Origin of the sequence: Pseudomonas sp. zfem003 (assembly GCF_032621675.1) — a bacterium.
Taxonomy (GTDB): Bacteria; Pseudomonadota; Gammaproteobacteria; order Pseudomonadales; family Pseudomonadaceae; genus Metapseudomonas; species Metapseudomonas otitidis.
On the sequence record NZ_JAVYJG010000009.1, the window covers coordinates 230,148 to 255,192 of the forward strand.

The 25,045-nt window shown below is 61.5% G+C and carries 24 protein-coding genes; all 24 read left to right on the forward strand.

Features of this window, described 5'->3' with window-relative positions; all coding sequences use genetic code 11:
- Positions 1-16 precede the first annotated feature (16 nt).
- The 24 genes from RTK35_RS22335 to RTK35_RS22450 all read left to right on the forward strand — a co-directional run bounded on the left by RTK35_RS22335 (position 17) and on the right by RTK35_RS22450 (position 25,042).
- A complete protein-coding gene (locus RTK35_RS22335) occupies positions 17-706 on the forward strand; it encodes a single-stranded DNA-binding protein (protein WP_316909022.1) in 690 nt (229 codons plus the stop codon).
- On the forward strand, positions 706-1,176 hold the full coding sequence (locus RTK35_RS22340) for an endodeoxyribonuclease (protein ID WP_316909023.1): 471 nt from the start codon (positions 706-708) through the stop codon (positions 1,174-1,176). Before RTK35_RS22335 ends, RTK35_RS22340 begins: the two co-directional genes overlap by 1 nt.
- Positions 1,176-1,598, forward strand: a complete 423-nt coding sequence (locus RTK35_RS22345; RefSeq protein WP_316909024.1) for an N-acetylmuramoyl-L-alanine amidase — start codon at positions 1,176-1,178, stop codon at positions 1,596-1,598. Before RTK35_RS22340 ends, RTK35_RS22345 begins: the two co-directional genes overlap by 1 nt.
- Before the next feature lie 77 nt (positions 1,599-1,675).
- Positions 1,676-2,233, forward strand: a complete 558-nt coding sequence (locus RTK35_RS22350) for a hypothetical protein (protein WP_316909025.1) — start codon at positions 1,676-1,678, stop codon at positions 2,231-2,233.
- Complete coding sequence (locus RTK35_RS22355) at positions 2,220-3,890, forward strand: DnaB-like helicase C-terminal domain-containing protein (RefSeq protein WP_316909026.1); 1,671 nt, start codon at positions 2,220-2,222, stop codon at positions 3,888-3,890. Before RTK35_RS22350 ends, RTK35_RS22355 begins: the two co-directional genes overlap by 14 nt.
- Positions 3,891-3,909: 19 nt before the next feature.
- The gene (locus RTK35_RS22360) at positions 3,910-4,107 is read left to right on the forward strand and encodes a hypothetical protein (protein WP_316909027.1); all 198 of its coding nucleotides are present in this window, start codon (positions 3,910-3,912) and stop codon (positions 4,105-4,107) included.
- Between the two features lie 61 nt (positions 4,108-4,168).
- A complete protein-coding gene (locus RTK35_RS22365) occupies positions 4,169-6,241 on the forward strand; it encodes a DNA polymerase (RefSeq protein WP_316909028.1) in 2,073 nt (690 codons plus the stop codon).
- A gap of 9 nt (positions 6,242-6,250) precedes the next feature.
- Positions 6,251-6,595: a hypothetical protein gene (locus RTK35_RS22370; RefSeq protein WP_316909029.1), complete on the forward strand. Its 345-nt coding sequence runs from the start codon at positions 6,251-6,253 to the stop codon at positions 6,593-6,595.
- An 11-nt stretch (positions 6,596-6,606) separates the two neighbouring features.
- Positions 6,607-6,816 (forward strand): hypothetical protein, encoded by a 210-nt coding sequence (locus RTK35_RS22375; RefSeq protein WP_165668087.1) that lies wholly within the window; start codon positions 6,607-6,609, stop codon positions 6,814-6,816.
- A gap of 249 nt (positions 6,817-7,065) precedes the next feature.
- The gene (locus tag RTK35_RS22380; RefSeq protein WP_316909030.1) at positions 7,066-7,998 is read left to right on the forward strand and encodes a hypothetical protein; all 933 of its coding nucleotides are present in this window, start codon (positions 7,066-7,068) and stop codon (positions 7,996-7,998) included.
- A gap of 93 nt (positions 7,999-8,091) precedes the next feature.
- Positions 8,092-8,349 (forward strand): phage protein, encoded by a 258-nt coding sequence (locus tag RTK35_RS22385; RefSeq protein ID WP_316909031.1) that lies wholly within the window; start codon positions 8,092-8,094, stop codon positions 8,347-8,349.
- A 9-nt stretch (positions 8,350-8,358) separates the two neighbouring features.
- Positions 8,359-8,652, forward strand: a complete 294-nt coding sequence (locus RTK35_RS22390; protein ID WP_316909032.1) for a putative phage head protein — start codon at positions 8,359-8,361, stop codon at positions 8,650-8,652.
- Between the two features lie 22 nt (positions 8,653-8,674).
- Positions 8,675-8,935: a hypothetical protein gene (locus RTK35_RS22395; protein WP_165668092.1), complete on the forward strand. Its 261-nt coding sequence runs from the start codon at positions 8,675-8,677 to the stop codon at positions 8,933-8,935.
- Between the two features lie 11 nt (positions 8,936-8,946).
- A complete protein-coding gene (locus tag RTK35_RS22400) occupies positions 8,947-10,551 on the forward strand; it encodes a portal protein (protein WP_165668093.1) in 1,605 nt (534 codons plus the stop codon).
- 92 nt (positions 10,552-10,643) lie between these two features.
- On the forward strand, positions 10,644-11,507 hold the full coding sequence (locus tag RTK35_RS22405; protein ID WP_316909033.1) for a capsid assembly protein: 864 nt from the start codon (positions 10,644-10,646) through the stop codon (positions 11,505-11,507).
- A 104-nt stretch (positions 11,508-11,611) separates the two neighbouring features.
- Positions 11,612-12,637, forward strand: coding sequence for a hypothetical protein (locus RTK35_RS22410; RefSeq protein WP_316909034.1), 1,026 nt, complete (start codon positions 11,612-11,614; stop codon positions 12,635-12,637).
- 77 nt (positions 12,638-12,714) lie between these two features.
- Entirely contained in the window at positions 12,715-13,308 is a 594-nt protein-coding gene (locus RTK35_RS22415) for a phage tail protein (RefSeq protein WP_165672919.1), read from the forward strand.
- 8 nt (positions 13,309-13,316) lie between these two features.
- The gene (locus RTK35_RS22420) at positions 13,317-15,683 is read left to right on the forward strand and encodes a hypothetical protein (RefSeq protein ID WP_316909035.1); all 2,367 of its coding nucleotides are present in this window, start codon (positions 13,317-13,319) and stop codon (positions 15,681-15,683) included.
- Between the two features lie 51 nt (positions 15,684-15,734).
- Positions 15,735-16,193, forward strand: coding sequence for a phage protein Gp13 family protein (locus RTK35_RS22425; RefSeq protein WP_316909036.1), 459 nt, complete (start codon positions 15,735-15,737; stop codon positions 16,191-16,193).
- A gap of 42 nt (positions 16,194-16,235) precedes the next feature.
- Positions 16,236-16,769: a hypothetical protein gene (locus tag RTK35_RS22430; RefSeq protein ID WP_205894789.1), complete on the forward strand. Its 534-nt coding sequence runs from the start codon at positions 16,236-16,238 to the stop codon at positions 16,767-16,769.
- 8 nt (positions 16,770-16,777) lie between these two features.
- Complete coding sequence (locus RTK35_RS22435) at positions 16,778-19,054, forward strand: hypothetical protein (protein WP_316909037.1); 2,277 nt, start codon at positions 16,778-16,780, stop codon at positions 19,052-19,054.
- Positions 19,055-19,071: 17 nt separating this feature from the next.
- Positions 19,072-23,157, forward strand: a complete 4,086-nt coding sequence (locus RTK35_RS22440; protein ID WP_316909038.1) for a transglycosylase SLT domain-containing protein — start codon at positions 19,072-19,074, stop codon at positions 23,155-23,157.
- 37 nt (positions 23,158-23,194) lie between these two features.
- Positions 23,195-23,575 carry a hypothetical protein gene (locus tag RTK35_RS22445; protein WP_316909039.1) on the forward strand — a complete coding sequence of 127 codons (381 nt, stop codon included), beginning with the start codon at positions 23,195-23,197 and terminating at the stop codon, positions 23,573-23,575.
- A gap of 96 nt (positions 23,576-23,671) precedes the next feature.
- The gene (locus RTK35_RS22450; protein WP_316909040.1) at positions 23,672-25,042 is read left to right on the forward strand and encodes a phage tail fiber protein; all 1,371 of its coding nucleotides are present in this window, start codon (positions 23,672-23,674) and stop codon (positions 25,040-25,042) included.
- Positions 25,043-25,045 lie beyond the last annotated feature (3 nt).

The following is a 25,045-nucleotide window of genomic DNA, read 5'->3' on the forward strand; positions in this document are numbered from 1 at the left end:
ACACAAGGAGAATTCGATGAGTTCCAAACCCAAGAAGGAAATCCTGTTCACTCCGGTCGGCACCGTGGAGCCCTACGCCTATCTGGCCAAGCCGGACTTCGGTCGTGACGGCTTCGCCTCCGAGCGTGGCAAGTACAAGCTGTCCCTCACCGTTCCCGGCAAGCTCGCCCAGCCGCTGGTCAAGAAGATCGTTGACCTGCATGAAGCCGACTACGCGGCTCGTGTGGCTGAGTTCGGGGAGAAGAAGCCCGAACTGCTGAAGAAGCTGCCCCGTGGCAAGAAACTGCTGGAACCCTACGTGGGCGACCTGCCGTTCTTCGAGAACGATGACGGCACCGTAACCTTCAAGTTCGCTTCCTGGGCGAGCTACGAGAAGGAAGGCGAGCTGATCCCGCTGGTCCTGAAGGTCGTTGACGCCAAGGGCAAGGCCATCCAGAAGGTCCCGAACATCTCCGGTGGCTCCGAAGGCAAGGCTCGTTTCACCATCGTCCCCTACGGCTGGAACGCCACTGTGGGCTGCTCCGTCAAGCTGCAACTGGAAGGCTTCATGCTCACCAAGCTCGTCGAGTTCGGTGGCGGTGAAGACGACTGGGGCGGCCAGGAAGAAGACGGCTACGAGGCCGATGAGTCCCAGGGCTCCTCCCGCGAAGAAGACCAGTGGGCGGAAGACGGCGACGGCCAAGAGCCTGATGACGGCGACTTCTAATGAGTACCGTCCGCAGCCGAGCGTATGCCCGTAAGAAGGCAGCAGGCACCGCTGTAACCGCCTACCGCTCCGGCCTTGAGGAAAAGATTGCTGCTCAGTTGGAGGCCGCTGGATTCCCCGTGGCCTTCGAGCAGTACAAGCTGAAGTACGAGGTCCCGGCCCGCGAGGCCACCTATACGCCGGACTTTGTTCTGCGTAACGGGATCATCGTGGAGTCCAAAGGCATCTTCGATGTCGAGGACCGCAAGAAGCACCTCCTGATCCGAGAGCAATACCCCGAGCTGGACATCCGGTTCGTCTTCTCGTCCTCCCGGGCGAAGCTCTACAAGGGCTCCAAGACCTCCTATGCGGAGTGGTGCGAGAAGAACGGCTTCCAGTTTGCCGACAAGCTGATCCCCGCCACCTGGCTCCGGGAGAAAGCCCGTCCGATCCCCGAAGGCACCCTGATTGCCAAAGGAGGAGGTGAGTGATGGGCGTTCAGTTCAAACCCCGGATGACCACCAAGTACCTCGTTGTTCACTGCGCGGCCACCAAGCCGACCATGGACATAGGCCTTCGTGAAATCCGCCAGTGGCACCGAGAGCGCGGCTGGTTGGACATCGGCTACCACTTCGTCATCCGCCGCGATGGCACAGTGGAGCAAGGGCGTCCCCAGGGTGTCATCGGCGCCCACGTCGAGGGCCACAACTACGAGTCCCTGGGCATCTGCATGGCCGGTGGCATCGACGCAACGGGGAAGCCCGAGAACAACTTCACCCCTGCCCAGTTTGAGTCCCTGCGGACCCTGCTGGACAAGCTCAAGGCCGACTACCCGTCAGCCCGGATCGTAGGTCACCGAGACCTCGACAACCGCAAGGCCTGCCCGTCCTTCGACGTGGCTTCCTGGCTCTAAACGACCCTGAAGGCGCACCTGTCACCCATCCCTGGGAGGCGGCCCTGCGCCTTCAGCTTTCTCAAGGGAGTGACCAAATGATCAATCGCGCAGGCCTCCAACAGGCCTTCGACCTTCTGGACTACCTGAAGGCCAATGGCATAGAGGCCATCATCGCGGGCGGCTGCGCTCGTGACATCTTCTTCGGTGTGAAGCCGAAGGACATCGACATCATCGTCGCGGACACCTCGATGGATGTCATCGAAGCTCTCCTGGCAGAGGCGAATCTTGCCGCCGTGGGCTTCCACCTCTACCGGGGCGAGTCCACCTCGGATCGCATCATCGGCGGCTTCAAGCTGGTCGGTGCCGACATCGACGTGGTGCTCTACCGCTGCACCTCTGTGTCCGAGGCCATCGACGCCTTCGACTTCAACCTCAACCAGTTCGCCATCGTGGACACCCGCAATGGCATCGAAGGCGCCTATGTGCGCTTCGTCGGTCGCCATCACTGGGGCCAACTCGTGGCAGTCCGCGAGGATGCCTCGGCTTCCCGCTGTGGCCGGATGTTCGACAAGTACCTCGATCTGATTCCCCGCAGGGCCACCGGCGAGGTCGTCAATGAGGCTCCCGTAGGGGGCGCTGATGGTCTCTTCTGAACTGGACCAGACCGAAAGCGAGTTCCTTCAGCATGTGCCGTGTGAAAACTGCGGTTCTTCGGATGCGAACTCTCTGTACACCGATGGCCATCAGTATTGCTTCTCTTGCGAGGCCTATGTTCCTGGCGATGGCCGAGAGGGGAGCCCCAGGGCTGCTCCTCGTGTTGCTGATGGCTGCCTGGAGTTCGGTAAGAGCCAGGGCCGTTACGACAATCTGCCTTCTCGTGGCCTGTGCGCTGACATCTGTCGGAAGTATGGGTACTGGGTAGGGAAGTCCAACGGCGTCACCTACCAGATCGCCAACTACTACAGCGAGGACGGAACCCTCGTAGGCCAGAAGCTCCGCGACAAGGACAAGAACTTCAAGGCCAAGGGCGCGATGGGCAAGGAACTGCTCTTCGGGCGCCAACTGTGGAACGGCGGGAAAAAGATCGTCATCACGGAAGGTGAGATCGACTGCCTGACTGTGGCCCAGCTCCAGGGCGGCAAGTACCCGGTGGTCTCGCTGCCGCAGGGCTCGAAGTCCGCCAAAGCCTGCATCGCCGCGAACTACGAATACCTCGACCAGTTCGACGAGATCATCCTCATGTTCGACATGGATGAGCCCGGGCGAGCTGCTGCGCAGGAAGCCGCTGAGGTCTGCCCTGCAGGGAAGGCCAAGATCGCTGTACTGCCCCTCAAGGATGCCAACGAGTGTCTTCTGGCGAGCCAAGGAAAGGCCGTCATGGATGCCATCTGGAATGCCTCCCCGTTCATTCCGGACGGTGTGGTCTCCGCGAAGAGCCTGAAGGCGCGCGTCAAGGAGAAGAAGGTAGCCCCGACGATCCCGCTTAGCGCCCCTGAGGAGCTGCGGGAGATGACCAAGGACGCCAGGGAAGGCGAGCTGCTGCTGGTGACCTCCGGGTCCGGCTCAGGGAAGAGTACCTTCGTTCGCCAGAACACCTACAACTGGTTCCACAAGCAGGGCATCAACGTAGGCGTGGCGATGCTGGAGGAGGCCGTTGAAGAGACGGTCCAGGACCTCGTGGGTCTGCACCTCAAGACCCGCTACAGGCAGAACCCGGAGGCCACCACGGAAGAGGCTTTCGACGCTGCCTTCGACGAAATCTTCGAGTCCGACCGCCTGTTCCTCTACGACTCCTTCGCGGAGTCCGTGGAAGATCGACTGATCGCCAAGCTGCACTACATGGTCAAGGCGCAAGGCTGCAAGGTCATCGTCCTCGACCACATCAGCATCGTGGTGTCTGCCATGGACGACAACTCGGACGAGCGCAAGACCATCGACCGCCTCATGACCAAGCTCAAGGCGTTCGCCAAGGCCAACAGCATCCTCATGGTGGTCATCTGCCACCTGAAGAACCCCGAGAAGGGCACCCCTCACGAGGAAGGCCGGGTCATCAAGGTGACCGACCTCCGTGGCTCCGGCTCTCTGCGCCAGCTCTCGGACACCATCATCGCCGCTGAACGGAATCAGCAAGGCGAAAACCCCAACATCGTCCTTTTCCGCGTCCTCAAGTGCCGCTTCACCGGATACACCGGGGTCGCCGGTTACATGCTCTACAGCCCGCAAACCGGCTGGCTCGAAGCGATGCCCAGTGGATGGGCTCCCGAAAGCACTGGTTGGGAAGGGCAGGAGGAAGAAGGCGGCGATTTCTGACCAACACAAGGAGTACCCAATGTTTCTGATCAAAGCCTACCGCTGGACCATCACCCGCCTGTACACCGCGATCCGCAAAGCCGCTGAGCTGAAGGAGCGCGAGGCCGATCTGGCCGCAAAAGCCGCTGCCGCCCTCAAGGCCAAGCAGATCGAACTCCAGGCCGAGGCCGCCTCCCTGGAAGCCGAAGCGGCTCGCATCAAGCCCCTCCTGGGTTGATGCCTCGGGAGTCTTCAAGGACTGAGGACTCCCCTGAGATCAACCAACGCAAGGAGCACCCATGCTCGTCTCCGATATCGAGACGGATGGGCTTCTTGAGGATGTCACCAAGTTCCATTGCGGCGTCACCATCGACTTCTTCTCCCGAGAGGTCACCAAGTACAGGCCGAACGACTTCATCGCCTACATCAAGGCCCTGGAGGCCGAGGCTGCCAAGCCTGATGGGCTGATCGTTTTCCATAACGGCATCAAGTACGACCACCCCGCTCTCGACAAACTCAAGCGAGCCCTTACCGGCAAACGCCTGAACATCCCCCGCCACAAAATCTTCGACACCCTCGTGGGCTCCCGCCTCGTGTTCGCGAATATCCGTGACCGAGATGGCGCATTGCTGCGCTCCGGGAAGCTGCCAGGGAAGCTCTTCGGCTCTCACTCGTTGAAGGCCTGGGGCTACCGCCTGGGCGTCCTGAAGGGCGTCTATGGCGAACAAGAGGATGCCTGGGCGGTGTTCACCGAGGAGATGCTGGACTACTGCGTGCAGGACGTTCAGGTCACCACTCTGCTGATGGAGAAGATCATCAGTGACCAGCACTACTTCCCCACGGATGGGGACACGCTGGGCATGCACGCTGTCCGCCTTGAGCACCAGTGCGCATGGACGCTGGCCCAGATGGAACGGAATGGATTCCCGTTCAACCAGAAGGGCGCAGAGGCGCTTTTCGTGGAGCTGGCAGGACGCCGCTCCGATCTGCTCATCCAGCTCATCCGAACGTTCGGCTCTTGGTATCAACCCAAGGGCGGCACGGAGTTCTTCCGGCACCCACGGACGGGCAAGCCCCTGGAGAAGTACCCGAGGGTCAAGTACCCGAAGGTCGGCCAAATCTGGCTCGGGGAGGGCAAGAAGAAGCGCAGGGACAAGCGCGAGACCATGGAAGGTGCGCCCTACACACCCGTCGAGCACATCACGTTCAACCCCGCGAGCCGGCAGCACCTCGTAAAGGTCCTGAAGGATGCCGGGTGGGTCCCTGTGGACTTCACCGACAACGGCGCTCCCGTGGTGGACGATGAGGTCCTGGAGAACGTCAAGGTATCGGACCCCAAGGCTCAGGCTGCAATCGAGCTGGTCCGCGAGTACCTGATGATCCAGAAGCGCATCGGCCAGTTGGCTGAAGGCGACAATGCATGGATGCGACTGGTCGGCAAGGACGGCTTCATGCATGGCTCGGTGAACCCAAATGGGGCGGTCACAGGACGTGCCACCCATGCGTTCCCGAACATGGGCCAAGTGCCCAGCTCAACGGCTCCCTATGGGCCGGAGTGCCGGAGCCTCTTCGGTGCGATCTACGCGAGGCATCTCCCAGGATGGCAGGAAGCCGTCCAAGTGGGCATCGACGCCTCGGGGCTTGAGCTGCGCTGCTTGGGGCACTTCGGGTTTCCCTTCGATGGTGGCCAGTACGCGGAGACTGTCCTCAACGGGGACATCCACTGGGTCAACGGCATCGCCGCTGGCATCTGCCCGGATGAGCCCAGGGACAAGCACAACGACTACCACGAGGCCCGCAGGGCCATCGCCAAGACCTTCATTTATGCGTTCCTCTACGGAGCGGGTGATGCCAAGGTCGGTGGCTTCGTGGGAGGCGGCAAGGCCGAAGGCAAGGAGCTGAAGAAGGCCTTCCTTGAGAACACCCCAGCGATCTCCGGGCTACGGACGGCTCTGGAGGACTCCCTGATCGAGTCGCAGAAATGGAACGCTGCGCTCAAGAAGTTCGACATCAAGTGGCGCCGCCGCTGGATCAAAGGTCTGGATGGCCGAAAGGTCCACGTCCGCTCGCCACACGCCGCCCTCAATACGCTCCTCCAGTCTGCCGGCGCCTTGATCTGCAAGGCCTGGGTGGTCGAGCTGGAGCGCCTGCTCATGGAAGAGCACGGGCTGACCCATGGATGGGACGGCGACTTCTGCTTCATGGCTTGGGTCCACGACGAGGTTCAACTCGCGGCGCGCGCCCCGGCAATCGCCGAAATCCTCCAGGGCGCTGGCCAGCAGGCCATGCGCAACGTCCAGCAACTCTTCAATTTCCGCTGCCAACTCGACACCGAAGCCAAGGCCGGTGGGACATGGCGCGACTGCCACTAAGGAGACCCTATGGCCATCACTCTTCATATGGAACACACCTTCTCGACTCGTGTAGTCGCCACCTCGGAGCAACTACTTGAGCTTCGTGAGAGCTTGCAGCTTGTACTCGCTGGCTTCCAAGTAGCCCAGCGTGGGGCGGCTTTCGCAAAGGAATCGCCCAAGGTCCGAGCCCAGGCATTCGCTGAGGTAGAGAACATCAAGCGCTACCTCGCTATGGAGGACGAGCAGATGCTGGCCTCGGTGATGAAGGCCGGCGTTAAGACGCTCTTCAAGGAACTGCTGGCTGACTCGCTGAAGGACAAGCTGTTCGCCGCCTCTGTTTCCCCGATCAAGACCGCCTGGGTCGCCCGATAACCGAGGGAGCCATGGATGAATACCTCCGGGTCCTCTTCACGATGAAGATGGAACCCAAAACCTTCAAATCGAACTACGCCAGGGATCACGCCCCAGAGATCGCAGAAGCGGCCTCTCGGGGCCACCTGACGTGCCTCAACGGCTGCGGGATCAACTCTGGCGTCTGGACCGTGACCGCCAAGGGCACCCGCTTTCTGAAACAACACGGGAGGATCATGTGAATCTCTGCAAGGACTGCAAACACTTCCGCAAAATCACGGAAACCTACTGTGTCGCTACGGCTATCAGCCTCATCGACGGTGAGTCCCGCCATTCGGTGGACCACTGTGCAAAGGCTCGTGGCCGTAATGGGCGCTGCGGCCTGGAGGGCCGTCTCTTCGAGGCCGCCGAAACCGCCGAGGCTGTTCCCGAGGCCCAGACCCGAGGGCGCAAGCCCAGAGCCCCCAAGGTAGCTCCAGAGGAGGCCGTCAATGTCCAAGCAGAGTAAGCGCATCGCGCTCCTGCTGGATGGCGACTACCTCCTGTTCTCCGCCATGTCCGCCTCTGAGAACGAGGTGGACTGGGGCGATGACATCTGGACCCTGGAGTGCGACCACAACAAGGCTCGGGCCATTCTGCGTTCCACCATTCGCGGCATCCGTGAGCGCCTGAAGGAGTTCAACAACGCCGAGCTGGTGATGGTCTTCTCGACCGCCAACGGCGACGACAACTGGCGCAAGCAGGTCCTCGGCTCCTACAAGGCCAACCGGAAGGGCAAGCGCAAGCCTGTCGGATATCCGGCGCTGCTGAAGGAGCTGCTGAACAACGAGGGCGACTGGGGCTTCTACCGGACGTTCCAGTGGGACGGCCTGGAGGGTGACGACGTGCTCGGCATCCTGGCGACCAACCCTGGGTATCTGGACGTCGACGAAGCGATCCCGGTGTCCTGCGACAAGGACTTCAACACCCTGCCTGGGCGCTTCTACTGGTTGACCAACAACAAGGTGGTCACCAACACGCTCGCTGAGGCCAACCGCTGGCACATGTACCAAGCCATCAAGGGTGACACCACGGACGGCTACGGCGGTATCCCTGGGGTCGGTGAGCAAGTTGATGGGGTCCCGCTGCTGGAATGGCTGGATAACCCGACCTACTTCTACCAGACCACCAAGACCTTGAAGTCCGGCCCACGGAAGGGCCAAGAGGTCACTCAGTGGGTCTCCAAGCCCTTAGACCCGGACGATGGCCTGTCCAAGTGGGACTGCGTGGTCTCCCTGGCTCGCCGCCAAGGCATGACCGAGGAAGATCTTATCGTCCAGGCCCAGGTAGCCCGAATCCTGCGCACCGACGACTTCTGCTGGGAAACCAAGCGCCCCATCCCGTGGCTTCCGAAAGGCCGCCCACGCGCCGTTCTGCCCGCGTAACCAAGGCTGATCTCCCAGGGCCCTACAAAACCCCTCACTCGTAGGGGAGGGCCCTGTGGGATGAAACCTTCTGTCCAACCCAAAGGAGGCTCAATGCTCTCCATTCTGAAACACCAGTTAGACAACCCCGAAGACATCCCCGCAATCCCGGAGTCCGCCTCGCAGTTTCTACAGGCACGCCTTAACCCGGCCTACCTGATGCGAGTGGGAGTCCTGAACGATCTGCGTCGGGATGGCTTCTCCGAGCAGGCAATCCTGGGGTTCATCGAAGGGGCGAACGCCGTAGTCGAGATCATCGAACTGATGGAGAACGCCCAAGCCCAGCGCCTGGAAGACCAACAGATCACGTAGGGAGGTTCTATGTGCTTCGGCAGCAAGGTGAAGACCCCCAAGGTCAACACCAACCCCCCGGCGCCCGAGCCGGTTCTTGAAGAGGAACCCAAGGGCATTGATTTTGGGGGTGAAGAGTCCGGTTCCGAGAGCGCGTCTGACGACGACAAATCGACCGGCAAGATCACCAAGATCGAGCGGGAAGGGGAGTCCACGGATGTCCCCAGCGCCTTGTCCACTGCATCCAGTAGCAAGCGCAAGAAGTCCACCATGAGCAGTTCGGCGGTTCGCAAGAGCCTGACCAAGCAATCTGGTGCCCAGTAACCCAGCAAGCCAGGAGGGCGAAGTGGGACTGAAAAAAGCATTCAAGAAGGTCGTCAAATCAACCATCGGCGGGGGTCTCCTCGGTGGTGGCGATGACGACAAGAAAAAGGCCGCTCCGGTCGAAACTCCACCCCCGGCACCTGCCGCACAAGTAGTGGAGGCGCCTAAAGAGGACTCGACCGAAGTCGATGAGGGCACCGAGAGCGCCAAGAAGGCAGCTCGGGCCCGAGGAAAGCGCGGCCTGTCGGTCGCCCGGTCTTCCGGTAGCGGTCTCAACATCTAAGGAGGCGCATCGTGGCTGAAGCTCGCAAAGGCTTCGGCGCCAACGGTGCAAAGGCAACATACGACCGCTTGGTAGCTGACCGAGCACCGTATGAGACACGAGCGGAGAACTGTGCCAAATACACGATCCCTGCGTTGTTCCCCAAGGCGTCCGATAACGCCTCCACAGACTATACAACCCCGTGGCAAGCCGTAGGCGCCCGAGGTCTGAACAATCTGGCATCCAAGCTGATGCTCGCTCTGTTCCCCCTGGCGCCCTGGATGCGCCTCACCATCTCTGAGTTCCAGGCCAAGCAGCTCCTCGGTGACCCCCAAGGCCTCGCCAAGGTGGACGAGGGGCTGTCCATGGTCGAGCGGATTCTGATGGCCTTCATGGAGTCCAACTCCTATCGTCCGACGTTCTTCGAGCTGCTGAAGCAGTTGGTTGTCGCCGGCAACGGGTTGCTCTACATCCAAGAGCCCGAGACCGAAAAGCTCAACCCGCCGAAGCTCTACAAGCTGTCCCAGTACGTGTGCCAGCGGGACCCCTACGGAAACGTTCTGCAGGTCGTCACCCTGGATAAGGTCGCCTTCGCGGCCCTACCGGAGGACATCCGCACACGGCTGGACGGTGAACACGAGCCCGACGAGGAAATGGAGGTCTACACCCATGTTTACCTCGACGATGAGTCTGGCGACTACCTGAGCTACCAAGAGATTGAAGGCGAGGAGGTCGAAGGCTCTGAAGGGCAATACCCGGCCACCGCGTGCCCCTGGATTCCCGTTCGCTACGTCAAGATGGACGGTGAGCACTACGGCAGGAGCCACTGCGAAGAGTACCTGGGTGACCTGCGCTCCCTGGAGAACCTGACCGAGAGCATCGTGAAATTCGCGATGATCTCCTCGAAGGTCGTCGGCTTGGTGAACCCCAATGGAATCACCCAGGTCCGCCGCCTCGTGAAGGCCCAAACGGGTGACTTCGTTCCGGGCCGTAAGCAGGACATCGAGTTCCTGCAACTGGAGAAGGCCGCTGACTTTTCGGTCGCCAAGAACGTAGCGGATGCCATTGAGGCCCGCCTGTCGTTCGCCTTCATGCTGAACTCAGCGGTCCAACGGACGGGCGAACGAGTCACCGCCGAAGAGATTCGGTATGTGGCCGGTGAGCTGGAGGACACCCTCGGGGGTGTCTACTCGATCCTCTCCCAGGAGCTTCAGCTTCCCATCGTTCGGGTCCTGCTGGTTCAACTCCAGGCGACCTCCATGATCCCAGACCTGCCTCGCGAGGCCATCGAGCCCACCGTGAGCACCGGCATGGAAGCCCTGGGGCGTGGCCAGGACCTCGACAAGATCAACCGCTTCATTGCTGCCATTGCGCCCCTGGGTCAGATGCAGGACCCGGACCTCAACACGGGCAACCTCAAGATTCGCATTGCGAACGCCCTGGGCCTGGACACTGCGGGTCTCCTCAAGACCGAGCAGGACCGCGCTATGGAACAGGCGCAGCAGATGGTCGCAGAAGGCGGCTCCGCGATTGCCCAAGGCATCGGCGCTGGAGTTGGCGCTCAGGCCACTGCAAGCCCCGAAGCGATGCAGAAGGCCATGGATACGGCTGGCATCGAGGCCCGTCCGCTGGGCTGACAAAAACCCTCACTGATAGCGACACACGGGACATCCCACGGGTGCATCCCGCGATCCCGTGTGTCCGCCTTTCAACCAACATGGAGAACTGAATGGATATCTACGCCGAGTTCGGTGTGAACAACGCCGTTATGTCGTCCTCGGACATCGCTGAGCACGAGCAGAACATGCTCGCCCTGGACGTGGACGCCCGTGATGGCGATGACGCCCTGACCCTTCAGGAAGAACTTGAGGAGGGCAGCGAGGAGCAGGACGAGTCCGGCCAACAGGACGAATCCGAAGAGGGCAGCGACGAGGCAGACGAAGAGGCCGGTGAGCAGCAAGACGGCGACGTTGAGATGCTGCCGGACGTTCCCGACTCCCTCAAGGAGGTCAGCGAGCAACTGTCCAAGTACGCCGATGGCTTCACCGAGCTTCGCGATCAGGCGATCAAGAACGGCCTCCCGGAAGCCCTCGCGGCCCAGATCGAGGCCGAGTACGAGTCCGATAAGGGTCTCTCCGAGGCCTCCTATCAGGCGCTCGAAAAGGCCGGCTACTCGCGCAACTTCGTGGACAGCTACATCCAGGGCCAAGAGTCCATCGCCCACCAGTTCGTTGCCCAGGTCGTGGAGTACGCAGGTGGCAAGGACAGCTTCGACAAGATCATCAAGCACATGAACGCCAGTTCGCCCGGTGCCGTTGATTCCCTGTACGAAGCCATGGAGCGCCAGGACCTCAAGGCGATCCGCACGATCATCAACCTGGGCATCCAGAGCCACACCAAGAAGTTCGGCAAGAAGCCTGCGCGCAACATCACCAAGAGCGCGCCTGCCGTCCCGGCCAAGCGGTCTGCACCTACTGTCGAGGGCTACGGCTCCCGCCAGGAAATGATCGCTGACATGAGCAAGGCGGAGTACCGGCTGGACGCCAAGTTCCGCGCCAAGGTCGAGGCAAAGGTGGCCGCAAGCACCTTCTGACCGCTCAGCAAAAACCCTCACTTTAAGGGACACATCGGCGTCTTCGGGTACATCCCGAGGACTCCCTGTGCCCGCTCGAAAACCACATGCACAAGGAGTAGTACATGGCAAACGCTAAAGGCCAGAACATCGGCACGAACCAGGGCAAGGGCGCCAATGATGCCGACAAACTGGCTCTGTTCCTGAAGATTTTCGGTGGCGAAGTGCTGACCGCATTCGCTCGCCGCTCCGTGACCATGGACAAACACATGGTCCGCACCATCCAGAACGGCAAGTCCGCTTCCTTCCCGGTCATGGGCCGGACCAAGGGCTACTACCTGAAGGCCGGCGAGAGCCTGGACGACAAGCGCGGCGAGATCAAGCATTCCGAAAAGATCATCCAGATCGACGGCCTGCTGACTTCCGACGTTCTGATCTTCGACATCGAAGACGCAATGAACCACTACGATGTTCGTGCCGAATACTCGGCGCAACTCGGTGAAGCCCTGGCCCTGGCCGCTGACGGTGCCGTTCTGGCTGAAATGGCTGCCCTGTGCAACCTGCCGGCTGCCAACGACGAGAACATTGCGGGCCTGGGCAAGGCTGTGGTCCTGCAAGTCGGTGACAAGACGGCCCTGAATGCCGACTCCGAGGAAATGGGCAAGGCGATCCTGAAGGGCCTGACCAAGGCTCGTGCCCGCCTGACCTCGAACTACGTACCGGCCACCGACCGCCGCTTCTACACCACCCCGGACAACTACTCCGCGATCCTGGCGGCCCTGATGCCGAACTCGGCCAACTACTCGGCCCTGATCGACCCGGAGACCGGCAACATCCGCAACGTGATGGGCTTCGAGGTCATCGAGGTTCCGCACCTGACCATCGGTGGCGCCGGTGATGATCTGGCGGGCACCAACCAGAAGCACGCCTTCCCGGATAAGGCCACCGCCACCGCAAAGGTCGCACTGGACTCCGTTGTGGGCCTGTTCAACCACCGCTCGGCGGTAGGCACCGTGAAGCTGAAGGACATGGCCCTGGAGCGTGCTCGTCGAGCCGAATACCAGGCTGACCAGATCATCGGCAAGTACGCGATGGGCCACGGTGGCCTGCGTCCTGAAGCCGCTGGCGCGCTGATCTTCAACGTCGCCTAACCCCTCCCGAACCCCTTTGAGTCCGCAATGGCTCTTAGGGGTTTTTTTTTGAATCAGCCAATCGCAAGGAGGCACACATGGCTCGCAGCTATGAGGCAAACCTTGAGACTTCGGACGAGCTGGCTGCCGTGAACGACATGCTGTCGGCCATTGGCGAGAGCCCCGTGAACACCCTTGAGGGGGACGCAAACGCTGACGTGGCGAACTGCCGCCGCATCCTCAACGGGGTGAACCTCGAAGTCCAGTCCAAGGGGTGGACCTTCAACATCGAAGAGGACGCCATCCTGACCCCCGATGTGTTCTCGAAGCTCATCAACTGGCTCCCGGACTTCCTCTCCGTGAAGTCGCAGAGCGGGGCCACCGTCTACACCAACCGGGGCGGCTACGTGTACGACCGGACGGCGAAGACCGATCAGTTCAACGACCCGATCACGGTCAACCTGATTCGCCTGAAGTCCTTCGATGAGATGCCCATCCAGTTCCGTACCTACATCGTCGCCAGGGCCGCGCGGCGCTTCAACATCCGATTCTTCGGGGCCGCCGAGATCGAGGCTTCGCTGCAGCTCGAAGAGCAGGACGCTTGGCAGGCCGTTCAGGAATTCGAGCTGGACTATGGCGCCTTCAACATGCTGGACGGTGACGCCTGGGTCGCTGGCCGACTGTCGCGATAGGAGGTCCAATGGGTCTCGTATCGCAGTCCGTCAAGAACCTCAAAGGCGGCATCTCGCAGCAGCCGGATATCCTCCGGTTCCCCAACCAGGGCGCGCTCCAGATCAACGGGTGGTCCTCAGAGGCGGAAGGTCTCCAGAAGCGTCCGCCCACCACCTTCGTCAAGCACCTCGGGCCGGATTCCAAGTGGCCCGGTAAGCCAGCCGTTCACCTCATCAACCGCGACAAGGCCGAGCAATACTTCGTGGTCTTCACCGGGACGGGGGTTGAGGTGGTGGACCTCCTCGGGCGCTCCTATCAGGTCCGTGGGTACAACGGCTACGCCAACTGCCAGAACCCTCGGGAAGACCTGAGGATGGTCACCGTGGCGGACTACACGTTCATCGTGAACCGCAACAAGAAGATCACGATGGCCAACACCACCACGCATCAAGGCTATCCGGCCCTGAAGTCCCGCGCAGTGGTGAACGTCCGTGGCGGCCAGTACGGGCGAACCTTGAGCATCACCGTGAACGACGTTCAGGTGGCCTCGCTGGTCATGCCGGATGGCTCCACAGCGTCCCATGTGACCCAGACCGATGCCCAGTGGATCGCTACCCAGTTGGCCAACCAGATCAATGCGTCTGCCAAGTGGGCAGCCGAGGCGGGCCAGGGATGGCTGCTGATTAGCGCCAAGACCTCCGAGATGATCTCGACGATCAAGACCGCTGACGGCTACGCCAACCAACTCCTCAACGCCTTCATCCATCAGGTCCAGACCTTCGCCAAGCTGCCCCTACAGTGCAAGGACGGCTATCTGGTGGAGATCACTGGGGAGTCCTCGAAGTCCGGGGACAACTACTGGGTCCGCTACGATGCAGCCGGGGCGGTTTGGAAGGAGACGGTGAAGCCGGGAATCATCACCGGGGTGGACCCCCTGTCCATGCCCCATGCACTCATACGGGCCGCTGATGGGCAGTTCGACTTCCGGGCTCTCACCTGGGGGACCCGAAGCGCAGGTGATGACGACACCAACCCGATGCCGAGCTTCGTCGACTACACCCTGAACGACGTGTTCTTCTTCAGGAACCGCCTCGGCTTCCTCTCCGGCGAGAACGTCATCATGAGCCGGACCTCGAAATACTTCGATTTCTTCCCGGCCTCCGTTGCCCAGCTCAGCGACGACGATCCGATTGACGTTGCGATCAGCCATAATCGGGTGTCGGTCCTGAAGTACGCCGTACCGTTCTCCGAGCAGTTGCTCTTGTGGAGCGACCAAGCGCAGTTCGTCTTGACCAGTGCCGGCGTGATGTCCACCAAGACCATTCAGCTTGACCTCACCACCGAGTTCGATGTGAGCGACTACGCGCGCCCCTTCGGGATCGGGCGAGGGGTCTACTTCGTGAGTCCACGGGCATCCTACAGCTCCGTGAAGCGGTACTACGCGGTTCAGGACGTGAGCGACGTGAAAAGCGCTGAGGACATCTCGGCCCACGTTCCCAGCTACGTCCCAAACACTGTGTTCGCGCTGCATGGCTCCGGCACGGAGAACTTCCTGACGGTGCTCAGCGATTCCGAGCGGAGCTGCGTGTTCATCTACAAGTTCCTCTACATGGACGAGAACGTTGTCCAGCAGTCGTGGAGTCACTGGGAGATGGGGGAGGGCGTCGAGGTCCTGACTGCCTCGTGCATCGGGTCGTTCATGTGGCTGATCCTCAGGCGCCCAGGTGGCATCACCATGGAGCGCGTGGAGTTCACCAAGGACACCGTTGATTTCAGCCATGAGCCCTGGCGCTCCTACATGGACATGAAGGTCCAGGTGAAGCCCGCCACCTTCGATGACAACGAGTACCTGACCAAGCTCAACCTCAGGGACCTCTACGGGTTCACTCCCGGAGAGGGCGACTTCTGGACGATCTCGGAGGATGGCGTGTTCCGCCTCCACAAGATGCCTGAAGGGGGCTGGGCGGCTGATCCACTGCTACGGCTGGATGGCGACATGACCTCCAAGTTCTTCACCGTGGGGCGCGCTTTTGAGTTCGCCTATGGCTTCTCGAAGTTCCTCATCAAACAGACCGCCGACGACGGATCGTCGAGCACTGAGGACATTGGGCGGCTTCAACTCCGGCGCGCCTGGGTGAACTACGAGGACTCAGGTGCCTTCGAGATCACCGTGGACAACGGATCGACACGCTACACCTACCCCATGTCGGGCGGCCGCCTGGGCTCTTCGGTGATGCTCGGCTACCCGAACGCAGGCACTGGGCAGTTCAAGTTCCCAGTCACCGGGGATGCGCGCCGCCAGCAGGTCTACCTGTTCTCGAAGGCGCCCGTGCCCGTGAACATCATCGGGTGCGGCTGGGAAGGCAACTACCTCAGGCGCTCCACAGGCGTTTAACCACAGGAGGCCCTTCGGGGCCTTCTTTCATTTCAACTACAGGGAGGTTCAATGAGGCTCTACAAAGCAAACTACCTGCACCTCTTCCAGGCAGCCCTGGCGCTTGCCCAAAGCGACCGCGACGAGATGGAGCGCGTAGGGGCTGGCCGGGACCCGGTAGAGGTCCTTACGGCATCCTCGGACGACCCCACGGTGATGCACATCTCCGATGACCGAGGGAATGTCCTGGCGGTAGGCGGGCACAGCCTGGGGCTCATCTGGTTCGTACACACCACTCACGCCGAAGCGCTGTCCGCCAAGGGGCGCTCCAAGATGCTCGCCCTGCTCAGGGGGCACCTCCAGGCCATCAAGCGCGCGGCTGAGCGCGAGGACCCGAGGGGCCGCTTCCACTTCACCAACGCCGTGTCCGAAGCCAACACGTCTCACATCAAGCTCCTCAACCATCTGGGGGCCGAGTGGGGCCAACGGTTCAACCACAACGGGCACGGATTCCAGCAGTTCTTCTTTTAGGAGGCCGCCATGTGTGAGCCAGTATCAATCACGATGGCTGTGATGGCTGTAGCAGGCGCTGCTGCGGGTGCCCACGACAAGGCCAAGGCCGAAGGCAAGGCAGAGGATGCCCGCCGCAAGTCGCAGATCGAGATGGTCAAGCAGATGAACATCGCCAATGCGGACCTTGCGCTTGAGTCCAAGGACAAGGCCGAACAGGCGCAGCAGCAGATGACCGAGATCAACCTCAAGTCCCTACGGAACCAGGGGATGGTCGCAGCGGCAATCGGTGAGTCCAACCTCGCGGGTGCCTCCATGGATCGTATCCAGCGGGTCACCGAGGCTGAGACCTCGCGGGAGAAGATGTCCGTTCTGGACAACTATCAGCGCGACTACCAGACCATCTTCGCGAACCAAGTCGGCACCGTCGAGAACACCAAGGCCCAGCTCAAATCGAGTGCCCCCGTGTTCCGCACCTCCAAGCTGGCGAGCGCCCTCAATGTGGTCTCGGCAGGCATGGGTGGGGCAGCACAGGGCTACGGCGTCGATCAGCAGATGCAGTCGGCCAAGGCAGGCAAGGCAGCCGGTAAGGGTTAGGAGATGACATGAGAAACCAGATTCAACAGGCAGTAGAGGGGCAGGAGCGGAGCGGGGTCGAGCGTCTGCGGGACACGGGGCGCCTCGGGTATCGCGCCGCCACCTTCCAGGCTCCCCAGCAAGGGGAGGGCATTGGGCAAGCGCTCCTTCGTTTCGGACAGTCCGCCACCGAACTCTACAGTGCCCAGAAGAGCTTCAATCAGAGCCGCGCCGATGAGCGCTCCAACGAGATCATCCGCAAGCTCACCCCTGAGCAGCGCCGACAGGCAGTAGCAAACGGAACCTTGCTGTACCAAGACGATCCCGATGCGATGGAAGCGCTGCGGTTCAAGTCGGGCCGCAATGCTGCCTTCGAGGTCGAGACGGAGATTCGCGAGAAGATCGACCAAGGGGCCTTCAAGACCCATGAAGAGCTGACCGAGTACCGGAACACCCGCCTCGAAGAAAAGGCCAAGAGCTACGCCGAAGCGGTAGGGGTAGACCACTCGGACACCGCTTACCAGCGCGGCTTCAATGCTGACATCGTTCAGCGCAACGCAGCGATCTTCGACCAGCACGCCCGCAAGCTCAGCGAGCAGACCCAGGCGATTGCCCAGATGGAGACCACTTCGGACCTCGGTTCGATGTTCTCCGACGAGGCCTTCCTGCGGTCTCCCAATGCCCCTGCGGATTTCGCCACCTACTTCACCGCGAGCCTCGCCAAGGGCTCCATCCCAACCGAAGGCATGGCAATCAGTGCTCTTCGGGACTCCCTTGCGCAGAACGCGGCCCAGCCGGGCGCCGATGTGTTCTTCAAGAACATCGGGGATCAGGAGGTCACCCTCTACGGCAAGCAGATGAAGGTCCGCGACATCGTGGGCCCGGAGGTGCTGGAGAACTATCAGGTCAAGGCCGGGGAAGCTGCGTTCAAGCGGAACCGGGACATGACCCAGCAGTGGACCTTCGGCATTCAAAACGCCCTGGCCGTGGCGAACACCGACCCCAATACGGCCCTTTCGCAACTGTCGGCCATGCAAGGCAAGCTCAACAAGGTTCAGGACTCCAGCATGGTGACCCGCCAGACGGAGGAGCTGAATGCTGCCAGGGGCCGGGTGCTGGCCATGATCTCGGAGGATTCCGTCCGGCGCCGAAAGGAGCAGGACAAGCAGATCAAGGCAGATAACCGTCAACTGCTGTTCGAGACCAAGTATGCCCAGCGCATTGCCGGGGATAACGTCTCGACCGACTGGCGTACCTACGAGACGACGCCCGACACAGGCAACTTCACGGAGGAGGATGCGGCGAACTTTGCGATCAAGAAGCTAAGCGAGTTGGATCGAATGAGCCTGGCCCCTGAGGAGCGAGATCGTCAGAAGCTCAACTATCTGCGAGCCGACGGCGAGAACGGGCCATTCAGGAAGCACTTCCAGACCCTCACCGTTGACGCGATGAACCAGTTTCAGGGGCTTGTTATCTCGGGGACTGCTGAGGTCACTGAGGAGAACATGGCGAAAATCCGCGAGTTTCAAGGCATCTACCAGCGGGACCCCGTGACGATCACTCAGCTTTACCCTACGGCTTCGGCACTGGCTTCACGGATCACACTTCTGGAGAAGGCTGGATTCGGCATGGAGACAATCGTAGATGCCGAACGCCAGAAGAAGGGGCTGACGCGGGAAGAGAAGATCATGCAGGACCAGAAGTGGAACGAGGTGCTTACCTCCTCGGCCTCCCCAGTTCCGTACCTTCCGGCTCCACTTCGAGATGCCGCGAGAACGCTCTACGACTCCGAGTTGTTCCGTACAGGTGACGAGGGCACTGCTCTTGCCTCCGTCAATGACTGGCTGAAGAAGTCCACAGTCTCCTTCGAGGCCTCTGACGGGGCGGCTAAAGGGAAGACGGTGGGTGCCGTACAGAAGCGGACCCTCATGGTTGACCCGCAGAACGCCGAGAGCTGGACGGCTGGACGCGACATCCTGAATCAGTTTGTCCGTGATATCGCCAAGGCGCGCCCCTGGATCAACGAGGGCGACATTACGATCAGTGAGACGCCCAATGGGATCGTCCTGAATGACGCTGTGTCCTCCCTGAATCTCCCGCCTATCACCCCGCAGTACCTCCGTCAGGTCTACGTCCTCCAGCAACAAGAGGAGGCAGCCAAGGTCGCAGCGCAACGCCAGCAGGCCGCCGACGAGAAGATCAACCGCTACAAGGCCGAGCAGCAACGCCGGCAGCAATCCCCATTCGGAGGTCTCGACCCGTCTACAGGAACCCTTGAGGGCGCTGCGGGCTTCCGAGACCGCTAACACCTTCAGGAGTACCCATGAACGGCTACGACAAGATCAAAGCCGAGGGTGGACCGTTTGACTCGCTCATCCAGTCCGCCTCGGCACAGTACGGGGTCCCTTACGACCTCCTGCACAAGCAGATTTTCCTTGAGTCGTCCTTCAATCCCCGCGCCGTGAGCCCTACGGGGCCTCGTGGTCTGGCCCAGATGACCGCCGCTACCGGCTTGGCCTATGGGCTTGAGCGGGAGGAGGACTTCTTCGACCCGGCCAAGTCCATCGACGCAGCAGCTCGCCACATGCGGGACAACATCCAGTTGGCCGGTGGCGACCAGCTCAAGGCGCTCCTGGCGTACAACCAAGGGGCAGGCCGGAAGGGCGCCCCTCAGCTCGATGCATATGACCGTGGGGACTTCTCCGGGGTCAGCGAGGAGGGGCTGAACTACATGCGCAAGCTGGCGGACGTGACCAACACCGGCAAGCGCGCCGAACTGGACTCGTTCGTAAAGCCCGCAGGCGGATTTGAGGCACCCGCAGGCATCGAAGCACAACCCACGGTGCCCCCTGGTAACGTCCCGGACACCTTCGCCTCCTTCAATATGGAAGGCGTGGATGTGGCCCCTAAGGCCCCCACGTTCGCCCAGGAGCTTTACACCACCACAGGTAAGACCGAAGAGGACGGCATGTTCACCGGCACGGGCATAGCCGCCAAGGAAGCCCTGCAGAACTCCGTACTTGGCATGATGATCCGTTCGGTCAACCAAGAGGGGAACGCTGATTTCACCCAGTCGTTCACCATGCTTCGGGATGTCTTCAACGAGCCCTTGGACGGTGGTCGCCTCAGCGACTGGACCGATGAGGATTACGACAAGCTCCGCACTTCGGGCCTGGACCCCCAGTTCTACGATGTGGTCCTCCGTGGCTACAAGCGTAACTTCGACCAGAACCTTGCCCTTGCCCTGGAGAACCAGAAGCTCGTACAGGCCCGTGATGGCGCCACCCTCGGTGCCCAGATCATCGGTGGCGCTGCGGGGATGATGGGCGACCCCTGGAGCTTGGTGAACCCGGCCAGGGGCGCAGGGGCCGGCTTGGCGTCTCGCATGATCGGTGGTGCCGCTGTGGGTGGTGCCCTGGGCGGCCTGTCGGAGCACTCCGCCGCCAAGGCCTCTGGCAAGGAGGAGAACCTGGGCGCTGCCATCGCAGGGGGCGCTGCTTTCGGTGGCCTATTGAACGGCCTCATGGGTGCCCGCCCTGGGCGCAACTCCTGGGACGAGGGTGGGAGCGCCCTGGACGGGGAGCTTCTGGGCCCTGAGGCACCTCAAGGTCCGGCAGGCCCTGGGCTCAACAACGAGGTGCCGCGCCTGGAGAGCTGGATAGACGGAGAGGGCCGAGAGGTCCCTGCGCTGGCCCAGGAGATGAACCGCATCGGCGGTGCCGCGAATCGCCTTCAGCTTCGTGAGCAGGCCCGCTTGGCAGGTGCCGAAGAAGACCCGGCCAGGATGCCCTTCAGGGATGGCGAGGAGGCCAAGGAGAGCCCTTCGGGGCCCTACCTCGACGTTCCGTTCGACAACGAGGCGTCCCGCACCATGGACGGCTCTATCCACAGTGGAGGCTCGCCGCTCAACCCGAAGACCGTGGACACGTTCGTCGAACTGGACCCACTGGGCACCAAGGCCGTCCGTGGGTTCTCCATGGGCAGCCTGTCGGAGATCGGCTACAAGCTGGCCGCGTCGGAAAACCCGGAGATGCGTGGCATCGCTTACGACCTCTTCAGGTCCCCCACGGGGTACGAGACCGGATCGAACGGCAAATTCGGGGCTACCGCTTCGGACATCGCTGAACGGCTGCGCTCGCAGGACAACGTGGCCCACAACCGATTTGCCGAACAGCTCGACGAGGTACTGAAGGACCCCTATTGGCGGGCCCGTGGTGGCTCCGAGGGCGCCAAGCGCGAAGCCATCAGTCGCCGCGTGGTGCAGGCAATGGAGGCCGCCAGTCACGGCGAGAAGACGCACAGCCTGACCCCTGCCGAGGTGAAGCTCGCTGAACTGCTCAAGGAGCACATGGCGAAGAAGTGGGACTACATCGAGAACCCTGGCCAGTTCGGCAACATGAGCGCCAAGAGCCTTCTCGAAGAGACCCGCCATGCGGGATCGTATTACCCGATGCGCTACAGCACAGCCGCCAAGCAGGGTCTCCTGCGGGAGCTGGGCGGGCCTGAAGGCCTACAGGAAGCCATCATGCGGTCCTGGCTGGCCTCCTACGCGAAGCGTCCGCAAGTCCGCGCCAGGGTGGACAAGATGCTTCAGGAGGCCGCAGGTGAGCAGAAGCTGACCCCCGAGGCGCTGCGGGCAGCCGTGGAGAAGTACGCCAGGGACAAGGCGTATGGCATCAGCCACACCGAGCGGTTCAACCGTAGCCACATCGTTGAGGAGCATCTGCACGATGGCGTAGGGGTCGAGAACAACGACTACCTCGAAGCGCGAAACCTGTTCGACTCCGATGTGCAGATCAACCTCCCGAACGGTTCGCTGTTCAGCGTGGATGACCTGAGGGAGTTCGACATCCTGCGGATCGTCCCTCAGTACGACCGCCGCGTAAACGGCGATGTGGCCCTTATGGGCGGTACGGGGAAGAGCACTGCTGAGCTGAAGTCCATGGCCATCAAGATGCGCCAAGGTGCCCAGCCTGGGGCCGACACGACGGAAGCTGATGCGCTCATGGATGCCCTCAAGATGTTCACGGGGCGTGCTCGGCGTGATCCTGATGGCGTCTGGCAGACCACCATCCGCTCCCTCAACGACATCGGCTTCGTCACCAAGAACGCCTACATGGGGGCTCAGAACATCACCGAGGCGGCGAGCCTGTTCGTGAAGGGCCACCAGCGGATGCTGCTGAAGGGCGTACCGCTCCTGAAGAAGTGGACGACTGCCGGCTCCAAGCTGGCCCCTGAGGACATCAAGGACATGCATAACATCGTGTTCGGGCGCGAGCTGGATGACCTCATTCGGCCTACCCGCCAGGACATCGTTGACGGCCTCCGGGAGAACCACAGCTACTACGGCGCCCAGGCCGCAGGGTCCTTCAAGTGGGCCACGGGCGAGCTTTCGGTTCGCTCTCCGTTCACCTGGCTCCTCCGGGAGACCGGGAACTACATCATGGACGCTGGCCGACAGGGCCTGCTCGTGGACCTCATCGACCACACCTTGAACGGCCTGGAGACGAAGCTCTTCACCCCTGAGCGCCTGCGGTCGGCCTCGATCACCCCGGAGCAGTTCAAGGGGATTCAGGACCTCATCAAGGCCCACTTCAAGCGCAACAAGGCCGGGCAGTGGCGCATCAAGGATGCCGACAAGCTGGCGGCTGATCCGCGCTCAATGGACCTGTGGCGTCTTGGGGATGCAGTGGCTGACGAGACGATGCTCCGTCCGCACAAAATGTCCCTGGCGCCCTCCAAGCAGTACGGGGCGATGGGCGCGATGGTCCTGCAATTCAAGATGTTCGTGATGCGCTCCCTCAACGGGCGTCTGGTCCGTGGCTGGATGGAGGCGACCCGCAACGGGCAAGTCCTCGATCAGACCTACAAGGTCGCCGCGTCCCTGGCGCTGGCCACTGCGTTCTACGCTGCGTCTACCCAATTGAAGGCACTGGGCTTGCCTCAGCGAGCCCGCGAGAAGTACCTCAACGAGGCTTTGAGCCCGAGCATGTTGGCTTACGCGGCGATCTCGCGTAGCTCCCACGTAGGTGCCCCGTTCGGCGTCTCCAACTTCATCAGTGCGCCGTTCGGTGCCGATCAAGCCGCCATGGTGCGGACCTCGATCCTCCCCAGGGATCAGCAACAGGGCCAGGACGGCAAGCCGATCCGTTACAGCCCGCTCCGCTCGGACCTGCTGACCGGCTTCATGTCCCGCACAGCGGAGCAGGTTCCGGCGCTCGGGGTTGTGGCTGCTGGCGTCCAGGCCGGGTACTCGGGGGCACACCTCATGGGTGACCGGCGCGGCGACCGTCAAGGCCACATGACCGGGCTGTTCAACGCCCTGAAGGCGTTCATCCCGAACGATCCCGTGAGTCAAAACCTGCTGCAACGGCTGGCACAGGATCAAGGCGTAGACCGGACGCGGTAACATAGCGGCTTTGACCAACATGGAAGCCGTCCGACAAATGAAAGCCGTGGGAATTCTGCTGGTGTCCGTCCTGGCCGCTGGCTGCTCCTCCTTCTCGTCCAACATGCAGGTAGGCAACGAGCAGTCCTACCTCAGCCTCAAGGACCAGCGCGAAGCGGTCCGAGCGGTCCGTCAATACGATGTACTCCCGAGTGGTGCCGAGGTGCTGACCGAAGTGTCGGCATCCCGGTGTCACCGGAGCTTCGTTGAGGATGCGCCAGAGGAGGCGACTCTCCTGAATGACCTGAAGATCGCTGCTTATGCCCAGGGTGCCGATGGCATCACCGCTGTGCAGATCACCAAGGAGTCGGCCCTGAGCCGGAACTGCTGGTATGTGCTCAACGGCACTGCGAAGGCATTCGCCCTTCCCGCCAAATGACGCGAGTCGCGATCACTGCCTGGGGCTGGCAGATCAAAAGCCCTCACTTTAAGGGGACCTTCGGGTCCTCTTTCTTTTTCCACACAAGGAGTAAACATGGCAGTTACGACCGTTTACACCTACGACCTCAACGGGAGCAAAAAGGACTTCGACGTACCTTTTGAGTATCTGGCCCGGAGGTTCGTGCAGGTGACCTTGATCGGGCAAGACCGCAAGACCCTGGACCTCGCGTCCGACTTCCGCTTCGTCGGCAAGACCAGCATCCAGACGCTCAAGGCGTGGGGCCCTGCTGACGGCTACGAGCGCATTGAGATTCGGCGCAACACCAGCGCCACAGACCGTCTCGTGGACTTCGCTGACGGCTCCATCCTTCGTGCCAACGAACTGAACACCTCCCAGGTGCAGACCCTTCATGTGGCCGAAGAGGCCCGGAACATGGTGGCAGACACTATAGCTGCCAATCAGGACGGCGACCTCGATGCAAGGGGGCGGCGCTTGGTTAACCTGGCGGATGCGTTAGCCCCAGACCACGCAGTGACGCTCCGTCAGGAGACGGCCTGGGCTGCGTCCACTCTGGGGAATAAGCAGGCCGCCGAATCTGCTCGGGATGCTGCTCGGGAGGCTCAGAGAGCCGCTGAGATGGTCGGTCAATCCGTGTCGGACTCCCTTGCAAGAGCCCTTCAGGCTGAAGCCACCTCGGTAACGGAATCGGCGCGCGCGAAGGTTGAGGCTGATCGCTCAGCGGCTGCTACAGCGACTATTGGCAACAACGTCCAGCGTGCAGAGACTGCGCGAGTAGGGGCGGAAGGCGCGCGCGATCAAGCAGCAAATAGCGCGGGCTTTGCCTCACAAGAAGCGAACAGGGCGAAGGCGGAGGCAGATAAAGCGTCTGCTCGGTTGCCGGCTACCTTTGGAACCCTCGGGACCATCAACGCCATCTTTTTTCCTGCCACCGTTGACCCAGGTGGTACGCCTTATCTTGGTGCGCTGGAAATCCGAGAGACTGGCAAGCTGACTACTACGCTCGGCACGTCAGAATGGGTGCGGCCCAGCCTATCGATGCACTGGGGTGGGTATACGGTTCGGCGCCTTTCTATGGATCAAAACGGGTCCCTGTGGTGGGGGTCTGACCGAATATCTAAGAGCACCCCCAGCCGTGCTGACAGTGGGTGGACTCCATGGACTGCCGGCGGCACTGTGGATTTCTCACATGGGTTAGGCGAGTTGCCCTCTGCGATCACCCTGTATGGTCAGGCTCTGGTAGCGGTAGGAAATACCCCTGCGTCCACCATCTTTGAACTCTCCATGTACTACGGGAGCTATATGTATAACGCTCAGGTTGTCTACGTGGATGCAAATATCATCAGAGTTCGATTTGGCCATAGTTTTCAGAGGTTTACAGGCCTGAACTCAAGCGACGGATTCTCCCCAGCAAACTCCAATATGAGAATCGTCTGCTCTTTATAGGAA